Genomic DNA, 14,454 nt, shown 5'->3' on the forward strand with positions numbered 1-14,454 from the left:
CTTTCTGTTTCAACTGACAATAAAGAAACTGCCGCGAAACGCGGCAGTTTCGAAACTCGGCAATGTATCACAAGCGACTCAGATCATTGACCAAAGCCAGCAGCATGACCCCAACGACAAGACTGATCCCAATCTGCATTCCCCAAGCCTGGACTCGTTCCGACAAGGGGCGCCCCCGGGCCCACTCGACGAAATAGAAAAGCAGATGCCCGCCATCGAGCACCGGAATCGGCAGCAGATTGAGCACCCCCAAGCTTATGCTCAGATAGGCGAGAAAATTCAGGAAGTCTCCCACCCCTGACTGGACCGAAGCGCCCGCCACTTTAGCAATGGTTATCGGTCCGCTCAAGTTTTTTACCGAGAGCTCGCCGAAGAGCATTTTCCTAAGGGAATCGAGGGTCAGGACACTCATGCTCCAGGTCCGCCGAAGGGCCTCGCCAACCGCCTCCAGCGGACCGTAGCGGACCTCACGAAGCATTTCCGGCGGCCATTCGACCGTCTCCACGCCGGCGCCGAGATAGCCGCTGCGCGCCTCGCCTTCGCCGCGAGCCGCCAGTTCGACCGGCCGCTCGATACGCTGACCGTCGCGCTCGAGCAGGAAGACGACGCGCGCGCCGGGGCGGGCGCGCACCCGCTCGACGACCCGTTGCCAGTCATCCAGCGGCTCCCCGTCGAGCGCCAGCAGGCGGTCGCCGCCGCGCAGCCCGGCCGCCTGTGCCGGTCCCTTCGGGTCCAGTTGCGCCAGCACCGGCGGCAGGGCGGGCCGCCACGGGCGAATGCCGAGACTCGCGATGGGATCGGGCTCATCGACTCCCTCGAGCCAGTCCCGGATGACCAGGTGACGCCGGGCCGTCACGCTGGAACCCGCCTCGCGCACGGTGACCTCGAGCGTGCCGGTCTCCCCCAGACGACGAATCATCTGCAGGTTGACCGCTGCCCAGCCGGACGTCTCCTCGCCATCCACCGCGAGAACCTCTTCGCCGGCCTGGATTCCCGCGACCGCCGCCGGACTGCCCGCCTCCACGGCGCCGATGACCGGACGCAACTGCTGGCTGCCGAGCATGGCGAGCACCCAGAAGAACAACAGGGCGAGCAGGAAGTTGGCGGCGGGACCGGCCGCCACGATGGCGATGCGTCGACGGACGCCCTGGCGGTTGAAGGTCCGGTCGAGCAACGCCGGGGGAACCTCACCCTCGCGCTCGTCGAGCATCTTGACATAACCGCCCAGGGGAATCGCAGCGATCACGAACTCGGTTCCCTGCCGATCGTGCCAGCGTAGCAAGGGCATGCCGAAGCCGATGGAAAAGCGCAATACCTTGACGCCACAGCGACGGGCGACCCAGAAATGGCCGAACTCATGGAAGGTGACCAGCACTCCGAGCGCTATCAGGGTGCCGATGATCATGTACAGGGCGTTCATTGAACTCCTCCGGTCCGGCGACCATGAGGCCGGACGCAAGTCGCGGTGAGGGGGGCCGGAACAGGCTGGCGAATCCTCGCCCCTGCCGGAAGGGGCATGCCCGCCCTCCGCCATGTGTCCACATATCCCCGCGGACGAAGATGCGCCACCTCGGTTGCCGGCCGGCCCCGGCATGCCGCGATGGCAGGGAGCTGCCGGAGCGGCTCAGCGCTCACGGCGCAGCAACCAGGCCTGGGCCCGCGCGCGGGCCTGGATGTCCACGTGCAGCACGGTTTCGAGATCGTCGATGGCGACGACCGGCTCACCCTGCAGGACGTCCTCGATGATACTCGCGATTTCCGGGAAACGGACGCGCCCGTCGAGAAAGGCCGCCACGGCCACCTCGTTGGCGGCATTGAGCATGGCCGGCGCGCTGCCGCCGACCTCGGCCGCCTCCCGGGCCAGACGCAGGCAGGGAAAGCGCGCAGGGTCGGGAGCCTGGAAGTCCAGGCGGGCGATGGAGAACAGATCCAGGGGAACGACCCCGGAATCGATTCGCTCGGGCCAGGCCAGCGCATGGGCGATCGGCGTACGCATGTCCGGATTGCCCAGTTGCGCCAGCACCGAGCCATCGATGTAATCGACCAGGGAATGAATCACGCTCTGCGGGTGGACCACCACCTCGACCTGTGCGGGACGCGCATCGAACAGCCAGCAGGCCTCGATCAGTTCCAGCCCCTTGTTCATCATGCTGGCCGAATCCACGGAGATCTTCCGCCCCATCGACCAGTTGGGATGGGCGCAGGCCTGCGCCGGCGTCACCTCGATCAATTCGGCCGCCGGAGTCTCGCGGAAGGGCCCACCGGAGGCGGTCAGCAGGATGCGCCGCACGCCGACCGTCGCCAGACCGTTCCCATAGGCGGCGGGCAGGCATTGGAAGATCGCGTTGTGCTCGCTATCGATCGGCAGCAACTGCGCACCGCTGCGGCGCACCGCCTGCATGAACAGGGCACCGGACATCACCAGCGCCTCCTTGTTGGCCAGCAGAACCTTCTTGCCCGCCTCCACAGCCGCCAGCGTGGGACGCAGCCCGGCGGCTCCGACGATCGCCGCCATCACCGCATCCGCTTCGGGATGGGCCGCCACCTCGCACAGTCCCTCGCTTCCGAACAGCACCCGCGTGTCCAAGCCGGCGGCGCGCAGCTCGTCTTCGAGCCGGCAGGCCGCCGCCGCCTCGGGCACCACGGCATAACAGGGAGCAAAGCGCAGGCAGAGCGCCCGCAACTCGTCCAGCCGGGTGAACCCCGTCAGCGCGAAGGCCCGGTAACGTTCGGGGTGGCGGGCGATCACATCCAGAGTGCTCAGGCCGATCGAGCCGGTGGCACCCAGCACCGTTATTCTTTGTGGATTCAAAATATCCCCCAACCCGCGAGCCAGAGCATGACGACGAACATGGGAATGGCCGCCGTCAGGCTATCGATACGATCCAGCACCCCCCCGTGCCCGGGCAGGAGGTTGCTGCTGTCCTTGAGGCCGGCCTGACGCTTGAACATGCTCTCGGTCAGATCGCCGACCACCGAGATCAACACGACCAGGGTCGTACCGACCAGGGCCAGCGCCAGTTCTCCCGCCAGCCAGCCGCGGAACAGCCCGACGGCGACGGTGACCAGCAGACAGGCCAGCAGGCCACCCGCCACGCCCTCCCAGCTCTTGCCGGGGCTGACCTGCGGCGCCAGCTTGCGCCGGCCGAAGGCCCGGCCGACGAAATAGGCACCGATGTCCGCGGTCCAGACCAGCGCCATCACCGCCAGGATCAGGTAGTTACCCAGCGGCCATTGCTTGAGCAGCAACAGCCCCTGCCAGGACGGCAGGAGGATCAGCAGACCGATTGCCAGTCGCCTCCCCCTGCCCGCCCAGCGGTGACTGCTCTGCGGATAGTTCAGGACCAGCGGCACGGCCAGCAGCCACCAGAGGATGCCGAGCAGCATGACTCCGGCCGCCAGCGCTGGCAGCCAATAGAGCAGGAGCAACAGCGCAGCGACCGCCGCGGCGAAGCCCACGCGGGAGCGCTGCTCGGCGAAGCCGGCGAGCCTCGCCCATTCCCAGCCGCCAAGGGTGACGACCGCACCGATGAACAGCGCGAAGACCCCGCCCTCGAGCAGGAGAAAACCGGCCAGGGCGAGGGGCAACAGCACCAGCGCCGTCAGGATTCGTTGCTTGAGCATCAGGTCCGCGCCTCTGCTTCCACCTGCTCGCTGGTCTTGCCGAAACGGCGCTGACGGGAAGCGAAGTCGACCAATGCCCGGCGCATGGCGTCCTGCCTGAAGTCAGGCCAGTACTGATCGGTGAAGTACAACTCGGCATAGGCCAGTTGCCAGAGCAGGAAGTTGCTGATGCGACGGTCTCCCCCGGTACGGATACATAAGTCCGGCGGCGGCTGGTCGCCGGTCGACAGACAGCTCTGCAGGAGCTGTGGGGTGATGTCGTCAAGCTGCAGTTGGCCGGCCTGGACCTCGCGCGCCAGGCGCTGCGCAGCCTGGGCTATGTCCCATTGCCCGCCGTAGTTGGCGGCGACCTGCAGAAGCAGGCCCGTCTGCCCGGCGGTCTGCAGCTCCGCCTCGCGCATGGCGTCCTGCAGTTCGGGACTGAAGCGCGAGCGATCGCCGATGATACGCAGGCAGATGCCATTCTCGCAGAGACGCCTCGCCTCGCGACGCAGGGCCGTCAGGAACAGCTCCATCAAGGCGCTGACCTCGGTGGCAGGGCGCTGCCAGTTCTCGCTGGAGAAGGCGAACAGGGTCAACACCTCGACTCCCACCTCGACACACACCTCGATCGTAGCGCGCACCGCATCGACTCCGGCCTTGTGCCCGGCTATGCCGGGCAGCAGGCGCTTCTTCGCCCAGCGGTTGTTGCCATCCATGATTATGGCGACATGGCGCGGCACCACAGCGGGAGCAGCGGTCTTGTACTTATCCATGAAATATCCCGTACGACCGCGACTACACGGCCATCAGGTCGGCCTCCTTGGCCTCCAGCGCCTTGTCGACCTCGGCGATGGCCTTGTCGGTGAGCTTCTGCACCTCATCCGCCGCGCGACGCTCTTCGTCTTCGCTGATCTCCTTCTCCTTGACCAGGTCCTTGAGCTGGGCCAAGGCATCGCGGCGGATGTTGCGCACCGCGACCCGGGCGCTCTCCGCTTCGGCACGCGCCTGGCGGGTATAGCCCTTGCGGGTTTCCTCGGTCAGCGCCGGCATCGGCACGCGGATGGTGGTGCCGGCGGTCGCCGGGTTGAGCCCCAGATCGGAAGTCATGATGGCCTTCTCGACCGCCTGGATCATGCTCTTGTCGAACACAGTCAGGGCCAGGGTGCGGGCATCCTCGGCGACTACGTTGGCGACCTGACGCAGCGGGGTGTCGGCACCATAGTAGGAAACCATGACGCCATCCAGAATACTCGGGTGAGCCCGACCGGTGCGGATCTTGGCGAAGGCGTGCTCCAGCGACTCCAGACTCTTCTTCATGCGCGCCTGCGCGTCCTTCTTGATCTCATTGATCATGCTTGCTTTCCTCGATCAGGGTTCCTTCGGCACCGCCGACCACGATGTTCAGCAGGGCTCCCGGTTTGTTCATATTGAAGACGCGCAGCGGCATCTTGTGATCGCGACACAGACAAATGGCGGTCAGATCCATCACACCCAGCTTGCGATCCAGCACCTCGTCGTAGGTCAGGTACTCGAACTTCTCGGCATCCGGGTCCTTGAAGGGGTCGGCCGTGTAGACGCCATCCACCTTGGTGGCCTTGAGCACCAGGTCGGCATCGACTTCGATGGCGCGCAGGCAGGCGGCCGAGTCGGTAGTGAAGAAGGGATTTCCGGTTCCCGCGGCAAAGATCACCACCTCGCCGGAAACCAGATGGCGCATGGCCTTGCGCCGGTCGTAGTGATCGGTCACACCGACCATGGAAATCGCCGACATGACGGTCGCCGGAATATTGGAGCGCTCGAGGGCATCGCGCATGGCCAGGGCATTCATCACCGTGGCCAGCATCCCCATGTGATCGCCCGTGACCCGGTCCATGCCCGCGGCGGACAGAGCGGCACCGCGGAACAGGTTGCCGCCGCCGATCACCAGGCCGACCTGCACGCCGATGCCGACCAGTTGGCCGACCTCCAGCGCCATCCGATCCAGCACCTTGGGATCGATGCCGAAATCCTCGGCCCCCATCAAAGCTTCGCCGCTGAGCTTGAGCAGAATGCGTTTATAGCGAGGTTGACGACCACTCACCTGCTGGGCCATTGCGTATCTCTCCTGCGGCTCTATCTGTATCAGTCGGAACAGGCGCGCGGCCTGCCTTGCTCCACACCGGAAACGGCGCAGACCGGCGGCCGGGAAGGCGATCCGGCGAAGCGGGTCCCGGCCACCTGCAAATCGATTGCGACGCTCGACTCCGGCGCCGCGGCAGACATGCCGTACGCCACTCCTCGCCCCTGGCAACCCGGAGCGGAACGGCGAACCACGGGCTGCCAGTCGACAAAGAGGCCGCGCGCGTGAGCGGGCAGCCTCTTGTCGGGACGACGGAGTCGAAGCCGTCTTATTGCTTGCTGGCGGCGAGCTGGGCAGCCACTTCAGCGGCGAAGTCGACCTCGGCCTTCTCGATGCCCTCGCCCACCTCGTAGCGGACGAAGGAGACGATTTCGGCTCCGGCCTTCTTGGCCAGTTCGCCCACCTTGATTTCCGGGTCCTTGACGAACGGCTGCTCGACCAGGCTGGCTTCGGCGAGGAACTTGTTGATGCGGCCCTTGACCATGTTCTCGACGATGTTCTCCGGCTTGCCGGCGATCTTGTCGGCGTTCAGCGCCAGGAAGATTTCCTTTTCCTTGGCGACCGCCTCCTCGGACACCTGGGACGGGCTCAGGAACTGCGGGTTGCTGGCCGCCACGTGCATGGCGATTTCCTTGGCCAGCTCGGGGTTGCCGCCCTTCAGGTTGACCAGCACGCCGATGCGGTGACCATGCAGGTAGGCACCCACCACGTCGCCCTCGACACGGGTCAGACGACGGATGTTGACGTTCTCGCCGCACTTGGCCACCAGCGCCTCGCGGGCCGACTCCCGGTCCGCGATCAGCGGAGCGGCGTCGGTCAGCTTGTCGGCGAAGGCCTTCTCGAGGCTTTCGGCGACGAAGGCCTTGAAATCTTCCTGCAGGGCCAGGAAGTCGGTCTGGGCGTTGACCTCGATGATCACGGCCGCCTTGTTGTCGTCGGACACCTTGACCGCGATGGAGCCTTCGGCGGCGATGTTGCCGGCCTTCTTGGCGGCCTTGATTGCGCCGGAGGCACGCATGTCGTCGATGGCCTTCTCGATGTCGCCGCCGGCGGCGACCAGGGCCTTCTTGCACTCCATCATGCCCTGGCCGGTACGCTCGCGTAGCTCCTTGACCAGCGCCGCGGTAATCTCTGCCATGTTCGCAATCCTCTTGAAAAGGTTTTCAACCATTCCGCCCGCTGGATCGGGCGTTTCCGATCTTCAAATGTATAAAGTGGCAAAAAGGGGGCCTAGCCCCCTTTCTTGCGCAGCGGGTACCGCCTGATGTCCCGCGCTCAGCCTTCCGCGGCCTCGGAAGCGGCGACTTCCTCGATGAACTCGTCGCCGGTGCCGGCGTTCTGGCGGCCGCGCAGCACGGCATCGGCCACCGAGCCCAGGTACAGCTGCACGGCGCGGATGGCGTCGTCGTTACCCGGGATGATGTAGTCGACGCCCTCGGGGCTGCTGTTGGTATCGACCACACCGATGACCGGAATGCCCAGCTTGTTGGCTTCGGAGATGGCGATGCGCTCGTGATCGACGTCGATCACGAACATCGCGTCGGGCAGGCCGCCCATGTCCTTGATGCCGCCCAGGCTGCGCTCCAGCTTCTCCAGATCGCGGGTGCGCATCAGCGCCTCTTTCTTGGTCAGCTTGGCGAAGGTACCGTCCTGGGACTGGGTTTCCAGCTCGCGCAGGCGCTTGATGGAGGCACGAATGGTCTTGTAGTTGGTCAGCATGCCGCCCAACCAGCGATGATCGACGTAGGGCATGCTGCAACGGGCCGCCTCTTCACGGACCAGCCTGCCGGCGGAGCGCTTGGTGCCGACGAACAGGATCTTGTTCTTGCCCGCCGCCAGTTTCTCGACGAAGCTCAGGGCTTCGTTGAACATCGGCAGGGTCTTTTCCAGGTTGATGATGTGGATCTTGTTGCGCGCGCCGAAGATGTACCTGCCCATCTTCGGGTTCCAGTAACGGGTCTGGTGACCGAAGTGGCAACCGGCTTTCAGCATGTCGCGCATGGTGACTTGGGACATTTCAATTCCTCGTTCGAATCGGGTTAGGCCTCCACGCATCCCGATATCCAACCCTTGCGGGCACCCAGGATACCGTGCCGATGCGTGTGTGGGGTCGATGCTCGCGAACCGCAGGTCCGCCGAGCGGCGCGTTTTATAGCACAAAAGCCGACCGCAGGCTACCGGGCGGCGGGCGATGCCCCGCGCGGCGCGCAGGCGATTTGGTTTATCATCGCCCCATTCCGAACGTATGTCCCGCGCCCCAGGCGCCGAGAGAGAGCCCGCATGACCGTCACCATCAAGACGCCCGAGGAAATCGAAAAAATGCGCGTAGCCGGCCGCCTGGCCGCCGAGGTGCTGGAAATGATCGGCGAACACGTCAGGCCGGGCGTCACCACCGAGGAGCTGGACCGCATCTGCCACGACTATATCGTCGACGTGCAGCACGCCATTCCCGCCCCGCTCAACTACAAGGGCTATCCCAAGTCGATCTGCACCTCCGTCAACCATGTGGTCTGCCACGGCATTCCCAACGACAAACCGCTGAAGGACGGCGACATCGTCAACCTCGACATCACCGTGATCAAGGACGGCTATCACGGCGACACCAGCATGATGTTCCTGGTCGGCAATCCCCCGGAATGGGCGAGGCGCCTGTGCCAGGTGACCCAGGAATGCCTCTACAAGGGCATCGAGCTGGTGCGCCCGGGCGCCCACCTCGGCGATATCGGCGAGACGATCCAGAAGCACGCCGAGAAGAGCGGCTTCTCGGTGGTCCGCGAATACTGCGGACACGGCATCGGCGCGGTGTTCCACGAAGAGCCCCAGGTGCTCCACTACGGCCGTGCCGGCACCGGCCTCGAACTCAAGGAAGGCATGACCTTCACCATCGAGCCGATGATCAACCAGGGCCGCGCGGAAACCCGCCTGCTCGGCGACGGCTGGACCGCCATCACCAAGGACCGCAAGCTCTCCGCCCAGTGGGAGCACACCCTGCTGGTCACCGCCGGCGGCTACGAGATCCTGACCCTGCGCCGCGACGACACCATCGCGCGCACTTCGCGCTGATCGAGGTGACGCCATGCCGCAGGTGGATCCCGATCTGTTCGACCCCGGGCAGTTCCAGGCCGAGCTGGCCCTGAAGTCCAGCCCCATCCCCGCCTATAAGAAAGCCCTGCGCTGCGCCCGGGAAGTGCTCGATGCGCGCTTCCAGGAAGGCCGCGACATCCGCCGGCTGATCGAGGACCGGGCCTGGTTCGTCGACCAGATCCTCGCCCTGGCCTGGAACCGCTTCGACTGGAGCGAGGATGCCGATATCGCCCTGATCGCCGTCGGCGGCTACGGTCGCGGCGAACTGCATCCCTACTCGGACATCGACCTGCTGATCCTGATGGACGGCGCCGACCACGAGGTGTTCCGCGAACCGATCGAGGGCTTTCTCACCCTGCTCTGGGACATCGGCCTGGAGGTCGGCCAGAGCGTGCGCTCGCTGGCCGAGTGCGCCGAGGAGGCGCAGGCCGACCTGACGGTGATCACCAACCTGATGGAGAGCCGCACCATCGCCGGTCCCGAGCACCTGCGCCAGCGCATGCAGGAGGTCACCAGCGCGCAGCGGATGTGGCCGAGCCGGGCCTTTTTCCTCGCCAAGCGCGACGAGCAGAAGACCCGCCATGCCCGCTACAACGACACCGAGTACAACCTCGAACCCAACGTCAAGGGCTCGCCCGGCGGCCTGCGCGACATCCAGACCCTGCTCTGGATAGCCCGTCGCCAGTTCGGCACCATCAACCTGCACGCCATGGTCGGCCAGGGCTTCCTGCTGGAAAGCGAATACACCCTGCTCGCCTCCTCCCAGGAATTCCTCTGGAAGGTGCGCTATGCCCTGCACATGCTCGCCGGACGCGCCGAGGACCGCCTGCTGTTCGACCTGCAGCGGCAGATCGCCGGCCTGCTCGGCTACGAGGACAGCGACGCCAAGCTGGCGGTCGAGCGCTTCATGCAGAAGTACTACCGGGTGGTGCTCGGCATCGCCGAGCTGACCGAGCTGGTCTTCCAGCACTTCGAGGAAGTCATCCTGCCCGGCGACGCCGCCGGGCGGGTCGAACCGCTGAACGAACGTTTCCAGGTGCGCGACGGCTATCTGGAGGTCACCCACGCCGGCGTCTTCCAGGAAACGCCCTCCGCCCTGCTGGAAATCTTCGTGCTGCTGGCCCGGCGCCCGGAGATCCGCGGCGTGCGCGCCGACACCATCCGTCTGCTGCGCGACCACCGCTACCTGATCGACGACGCCTTCCGCCGCGATCCCCACAACACCGGCCTGTTCATCGAACTGTTCAAGAGCCGCCAGGGCATCCACCGCAACCTGCGGCGCATGAACCGCTACGGCATCCTCGGGCGCTACCTGCCGGAGTTCGGCCACATCGTCGGACAGATGCAGCACGACCTGTTCCACATCTATACGGTCGACGCCCACACCCTGAACCTGATCAAGAACCTGCGCAAACTCTTCTGGCCGGAACTGGCGGAGAAATACCCGCTGGCCAGCAAGCTGATCGAGAAGCTGCCCAAGCCCGAACTGATCTACCTGGCCGGGCTCTACCACGATATCGGCAAGGGCCGCGGCGGCGACCATTCGGAACTCGGCGCCGCCGACGCGCTGGCCTTCTGCCAACGCCACGACCTGCCGGCCATGGACACCCAACTGATCGTCTGGCTGGTGCGCAACCACCTGCTGATGTCCACCACCGCCCAGCGCAAGGACCTCTCCGATCCGCAGGTGATCTTCGACTTCGCCCAGAAGGTCCGCGACCAGACCTACCTGGACTATCTCTACGTGCTGACCGTGGCGGACATCAACGCCACCAACCCGACCCTCTGGAACTCCTGGCGGGCCAGCCTGCTGCGCCAGCTCTACACCGAGACCAAGCACGCCCTGCGCCGCGGACTGGAGCAGCCGGTCGGCCGCGAGGAACAGATCCGCCAGACGCAGAAGGCCGCGCTGGACATCCTGGTGCGCAGCGGCACCGATCCCGACGACGCCGAACATCTCTGGACGCAACTGGGCGACGACTACTTCCTGCGCCACACCTCCAGCGACATCGCCTGGCACACCGAGGCGATCCTTCAGCACCCGAGCAGTGGCGGACCGCTGGTGCTGATCAAGGAAACCACCCAGCGCGAGTTCGAGGGCGCCACCCAGATATTCATCTACGCGCCGGACCAGCACGACTTCTTCGCCGTGACCGTGGCCGCCATGGACCAGCTCAACCTGAGCATCCACGACGCCCGCGTCATCACTTCGACCAGCCAGTTCACCCTCGACACCTACATAGTGCTCGACGCCGACGGCGGCTCGATCGGCAACAACCCGGCGCGCATCCAGGAGATCCGCCAGGGGCTGGTGGAGGCCCTGCGCAACCCGGCCGACTACCCCACCATCATCCAGCGCCGCGTGCCGCGCCAGCTCAAGCACTTCGCCTTCGCCCCGCAGGTCACCATCCAGAACGACGCCCTGCGCCCGGTGACCATCCTCGAGATCATCGCCCCGGACCGCCCCGGCCTGCTGGCGCGGATCGGCAAGATCTTCCTGGACTTCGACCTGTCGCTGCAGAACGCCAAGATCGCCACCCTCGGCGAACGGGTCGAGGACGTGTTCTTCGTCACCGACGCGCACAACCAGCCCTTGTCCGACCCGGAACTCTGCGCCCGCCTGCAACTGGCGATCGCCGAACAACTGGCCGACGGCGACAGCTATATCCAGCCGAGCCGGATCAGCATCTGAACCCAGAACCGGACGGCGGCCCGCCCCGCGCAGGGACGGCCGCCGCCCGCGGCTACCAGGAAAGCCCCATGAACGACGCCCTGAACCTGCTGCAACCCTATCCCTTCGAGAAGCTCCGCGCGCTGCTCGCCGGCGTGCAGCCGCCGGCCGGCAAGAAGCCCATCGCCCTGTCCATCGGCGAACCCAAGCACCGCTCGCCGAGCTTCGTCGTCGAGGCCCTGGCCGCCAACCTCGAACAGCTCGCGGTCTACCCCACCACCCTCGGCCTGCCGGCGCTGCGCGAAGCCATCGCCCGCTGGTGCGAGCGGCGTTTCCGGGTGCCGGCCGACCGGCTGGACCCGGCGCGCCACGTGCTGCCGGTCAACGGCACCCGCGAGGCGCTGTTCGCCTTCGCCCAGACCGTGGTGAAGCGCACGGGCAACGGCCTGGTGGTCAGCCCCAACCCCTTCTACCAGATCTACGAAGGCGCGGCCCTGCTCGCCGGGGCCACCCCGCACTACCTGCCGTGCCTTCCGGAGAACGGTTTCAATCCCGACTTCGACGCGGTACCGGCGGACGTCTGGCGGCGCTGCCAGTTGCTGTTCCTCTGCTCGCCGGGCAACCCCACCGGCGCCCTGGTGCCGCTCGCCACCCTGAAGAAGCTGATCGCCCTGGCCGACGAGCACGACTTCGTGATCGCCGCCGACGAGTGCTACAGCGAGCTGTACTTCGACGAACAGAACCCGCCGCCCGGCCTGCTCACCGCCTGCGCCGAGCTGGGCCGCGACGACTTCCGCCGCTGCGTGGTGTTCCACAGCCTGTCCAAGCGCTCCAACCTGCCGGGCCTGCGCTCGGGCTTCGTCGCCGGCGATGCCGAGATCCTCAAGAGCTTCCTGCTCTACCGCACCTACCACGGCTGCGCCATGCCGGTGCCGACCCAACTGGCCAGCATCGCCGCCTGGAGCGACGAGGTCCATGTGCGCGCCAACCGTGTGCTGTACCGGGAGAAGTTCGACGCCGTGCTGGGCATCCTGCAGCCGGTGCTCGACGTCGAGCGCCCGGACGGCAGTTTCTACCTGTGGCCGCGCACTCCGGTGGACGACCAGGTCTTCACCCGCGACCTGTTCGCCCGCGAGCACGTGACCGTGGTGCCGGGCGCCTACCTGTCGCGCAGCGTGGACGGCCTCAACCCCGGCGCCGACCGCGTGCGCATGGCCCTGGTCGCCCCGCTGAACGAATGCGTGGAAGCCGCCGGGCGCATCCGCGACTTCGTTCGCGCGGGCTGAGCGGCGCCATCGGCACGGCGCCCCTCGCCCGCCGTTCGCCCTCAGGTGCTGCGGAACAGCCGCGCCTCGCTGATGTCCAGCTCGCGCAGGATCTCGCCGAGCAGGTCGTCGTCGACCTGATGGCGACGGCGCAAACGGTATAGCTCCAGGCGCTGGGAACGCAGCGCCTGCAGGCGCAGGCGCTGCTCCAGCGCATCCATCTGGCGCAGGCGCGTACGCGCCTCCACGGAATCGTCGCGCTCCAGTTGCTGGCGGTATTCGGCCATGATCTTCGCCTTGACCTCGGCCGCCAGGGCCATCTCCTCGGGACTCAGGCCGGGCTCCTCGCTCTGCGCCTCCAGGGCGCGGATCGCCGCCTCGACGGTCTTCACCCGGTTGCGGCGCAACTCCTGCTCGCGCGCTTCCTCGTTGTCCGCCGGCAGGCCGCGCAGCAGCAGCGGCAGACCGAGGGTGGCGACCAGCAGCGACAGCAGGATCACCCCGGCGGCGACGAAGATCAGCAGGTCGCGCTGTGGAAAAGCCTCGCCATTGCTCAGCAGCAACGGCAGCGACAGCACGCCGGCCAGGGTCACGGCACCGCGTACCCCGCCCAGGGTGAGCAGCGCCGCCAGACGCAGCGACGACTGCCCGGCGAAGCTGCTGGGCAGACCGCGCCAGCGGCGCAGCGCACCGGACACCAGCCAGTAGAGCCAGGTCCAGACGAAACGCAGCAGGATCAGCGCCAGGAACACCTGGCCGACGAGGAGTCCCAACTCGACGGCGCTCGTCCAGAACAGCTCGCCCTCTTTCAGCGTGGCCTTGACGATGTCCGGCAACTGCAGGCCGAGCAGCAGGAAGATCAGGCCGTTGAAGGTGAACTCCAGCAGCGCCCATACGCTGCGGTTGAGCAGCCGCGTGGTGGTCTGCCGCGGCAGCAGGTCGAGACGGCTCTGCATCATGCCCGCCGCCACCGCCGAGAGAATCCCGGAGACGCCCAGGTGCTCGGCCGCCACATAGGCGGCGAACGGCAGCAGCAGCATGAACATCACGTGCGGCGCCGGCTCCTCCCAGCCGAGCGCGATCATCCAGGCCCGGAAACGCCCCAGCGCATAGCTCAGGGCCACCCCGACCGCCAGCCCGCCGAGGGCCACCAGGACGAACTCCAGACCAGCCTCGGTCAGGGAAAACGAGCCGGTCAGGGCGGCCGCCACGGCGAACTTGAAGGCCACCAGGCCGGAAGCGTCGTTCATCAGCGCCTCGCCCTGGAGAATGTTCATCAGAGTGCGCGGCAGGCGGCCATGGGCGATCGCCGACACCGCCACGGCATCGGTGGGCGACAGCACCGCCGCCAGGGCGAAGGCCGCCGCCAGCGGGATGCCGGGGAACAGCAGATGGATCAGCCAGCCGGCGCCGAGCACGGTGAACAGCGCCAGGCCGAAGGCCAGCAGCAGAATCGGCGTGCGCAACCGCCAGAACTCGCCCTTGGGCATCCGCCAGCCGTCGACGAACAGCAAGGGCGGAATGAACAGCAGCAGGAACAGTTCGGGATCGAGCCGCACGTGCAAACCGAACCCCGGCAGCGCCAGCAGGGCGCCGATGGCGATCTGGATGAGCGGCAGGGGAATGGGGATGAACTGCGCAGTGATGCGCGTGCCGCCGACGACCAGCAGCATGATCAGAATCGTATAGAGAAGTTGCATGGGATGCAG

Annotated in this window: 12 protein-coding genes; 3 read left to right on the plus strand and 9 right to left on the minus strand. The window is 66.5% G+C overall.

Going from position 1 to position 14,454, the window contains the following annotated elements; genetic code table 11:
* Positions 1-67: 67 nt before the first annotated feature.
* From rseP to rpsB, 8 genes are all read right to left on the minus strand, one after another.
* The gene (gene rseP, locus AVCA_RS17705; RefSeq protein WP_012702407.1) at positions 68-1,420 is read right to left on the minus strand and encodes an RIP metalloprotease RseP; all 1,353 of its coding nucleotides are present in this window, start codon (positions 1,418-1,420) and stop codon (positions 68-70) included.
* A 204-nt stretch (positions 1,421-1,624) separates the two neighbouring features.
* Positions 1,625-2,815 carry a 1-deoxy-D-xylulose-5-phosphate reductoisomerase gene (gene ispC / locus AVCA_RS17710; RefSeq protein ID WP_175555871.1) on the minus strand — a complete coding sequence of 397 codons (1,191 nt, stop codon included), beginning with the start codon at positions 2,813-2,815 and terminating at the stop codon, positions 1,625-1,627.
* Positions 2,809-3,624 carry a phosphatidate cytidylyltransferase gene (locus tag AVCA_RS17715; protein ID WP_012702409.1) on the minus strand — a complete coding sequence of 272 codons (816 nt, stop codon included), beginning with the start codon at positions 3,622-3,624 and terminating at the stop codon, positions 2,809-2,811. Before AVCA_RS17715 ends, ispC begins: the two co-directional genes overlap by 7 nt.
* Positions 3,624-4,379: a polyprenyl diphosphate synthase gene (uppS, locus tag AVCA_RS17720; RefSeq protein WP_012702410.1), complete on the minus strand. Its 756-nt coding sequence runs from the start codon at positions 4,377-4,379 to the stop codon at positions 3,624-3,626. The genes AVCA_RS17715 and uppS overlap by 1 nt, the downstream gene beginning before the upstream one ends.
* 22 nt (positions 4,380-4,401) lie before the next feature.
* Entirely contained in the window at positions 4,402-4,959 is a 558-nt protein-coding gene (frr, locus tag AVCA_RS17725; RefSeq protein ID WP_012702411.1) for a ribosome recycling factor, read from the minus strand.
* Positions 4,949-5,698 carry a UMP kinase gene (gene pyrH, locus AVCA_RS17730; protein WP_012702412.1) on the minus strand — a complete coding sequence of 250 codons (750 nt, stop codon included), beginning with the start codon at positions 5,696-5,698 and terminating at the stop codon, positions 4,949-4,951. Before pyrH ends, frr begins: the two co-directional genes overlap by 11 nt.
* A 295-nt stretch (positions 5,699-5,993) precedes the next feature.
* On the minus strand, positions 5,994-6,863 hold the full coding sequence (gene tsf / locus AVCA_RS17735; RefSeq protein WP_012702413.1) for a translation elongation factor Ts: 870 nt from the start codon (positions 6,861-6,863) through the stop codon (positions 5,994-5,996).
* 137 nt (positions 6,864-7,000) lie between these two features.
* Positions 7,001-7,741, minus strand: a complete 741-nt coding sequence (gene rpsB / locus AVCA_RS17740; RefSeq protein ID WP_012702414.1) for a 30S ribosomal protein S2 — start codon at positions 7,739-7,741, stop codon at positions 7,001-7,003.
* A 264-nt stretch (positions 7,742-8,005) separates the two neighbouring features.
* Here rpsB and map point away from each other — a divergent pair, with 264 nt between their 5' ends.
* The 3 genes from map (at position 8,006) to dapC (ending at position 12,766) form a co-directional block, all read left to right on the plus strand.
* On the plus strand, positions 8,006-8,788 hold the full coding sequence (map, locus tag AVCA_RS17745; protein ID WP_012702415.1) for a type I methionyl aminopeptidase: 783 nt from the start codon (positions 8,006-8,008) through the stop codon (positions 8,786-8,788).
* Between the two features lie 13 nt (positions 8,789-8,801).
* Positions 8,802-11,501: a [protein-PII] uridylyltransferase gene (locus tag AVCA_RS17750; protein ID WP_012702416.1), complete on the plus strand. Its 2,700-nt coding sequence runs from the start codon at positions 8,802-8,804 to the stop codon at positions 11,499-11,501.
* A 68-nt stretch (positions 11,502-11,569) separates the two neighbouring features.
* Positions 11,570-12,766, plus strand: coding sequence for a succinyldiaminopimelate transaminase (dapC, locus tag AVCA_RS17755; protein WP_012702417.1), 1,197 nt, complete (start codon positions 11,570-11,572; stop codon positions 12,764-12,766).
* 41 nt (positions 12,767-12,807) lie between these two features.
* Here dapC and AVCA_RS17760 read toward each other — a convergent pair whose 3' ends face one another.
* Positions 12,808-14,445: a Na+/H+ antiporter gene (locus AVCA_RS17760; protein ID WP_012702418.1), complete on the minus strand. Its 1,638-nt coding sequence runs from the start codon at positions 14,443-14,445 to the stop codon at positions 12,808-12,810.
* Positions 14,446-14,454 lie beyond the last annotated feature (9 nt).

It is taken from the genome of Azotobacter vinelandii CA (assembly GCF_000380335.1).
Lineage (GTDB): Bacteria > Pseudomonadota > Gammaproteobacteria > Pseudomonadales > Pseudomonadaceae > Azotobacter > Azotobacter vinelandii.

Coding starts and splice junctions, on each gene's coding strand:
- rseP (WP_012702407.1), bottom strand. CDS start 1,420: ATGAACGCCCTGTACATGATCATCGGCACCCTGATAGCGCTCGGAGTG.
- AVCA_RS17715 (WP_012702409.1), bottom strand. CDS start 3,624: ATGCTCAAGCAACGAATCCTGACGGCGCTGGTGCTGTTGCCCCTCGCC.
- uppS (WP_012702410.1), bottom strand. CDS start 4,379: ATGGATAAGTACAAGACCGCTGCTCCCGCTGTGGTGCCGCGCCATGTC.
- frr (WP_012702411.1), bottom strand. CDS start 4,959: ATGATCAATGAGATCAAGAAGGACGCGCAGGCGCGCATGAAGAAGAGT.
- pyrH (WP_012702412.1), bottom strand. CDS start 5,698: ATGGCCCAGCAGGTGAGTGGTCGTCAACCTCGCTATAAACGCATTCTG.
- tsf (WP_012702413.1), bottom strand. CDS start 6,863: ATGGCAGAGATTACCGCGGCGCTGGTCAAGGAGCTACGCGAGCGTACC.
- rpsB (WP_012702414.1), bottom strand. CDS start 7,741: ATGTCCCAAGTCACCATGCGCGACATGCTGAAAGCCGGTTGCCACTTC.
- map (WP_012702415.1), top strand. CDS start 8,006: ATGACCGTCACCATCAAGACGCCCGAGGAAATCGAAAAAATGCGCGTA.
- AVCA_RS17750 (WP_012702416.1), top strand. CDS start 8,802: ATGCCGCAGGTGGATCCCGATCTGTTCGACCCCGGGCAGTTCCAGGCC.
- dapC (WP_012702417.1), top strand. CDS start 11,570: ATGAACGACGCCCTGAACCTGCTGCAACCCTATCCCTTCGAGAAGCTC.
- AVCA_RS17760 (WP_012702418.1), bottom strand. CDS start 14,445: ATGCAACTTCTCTATACGATTCTGATCATGCTGCTGGTCGTCGGCGGC.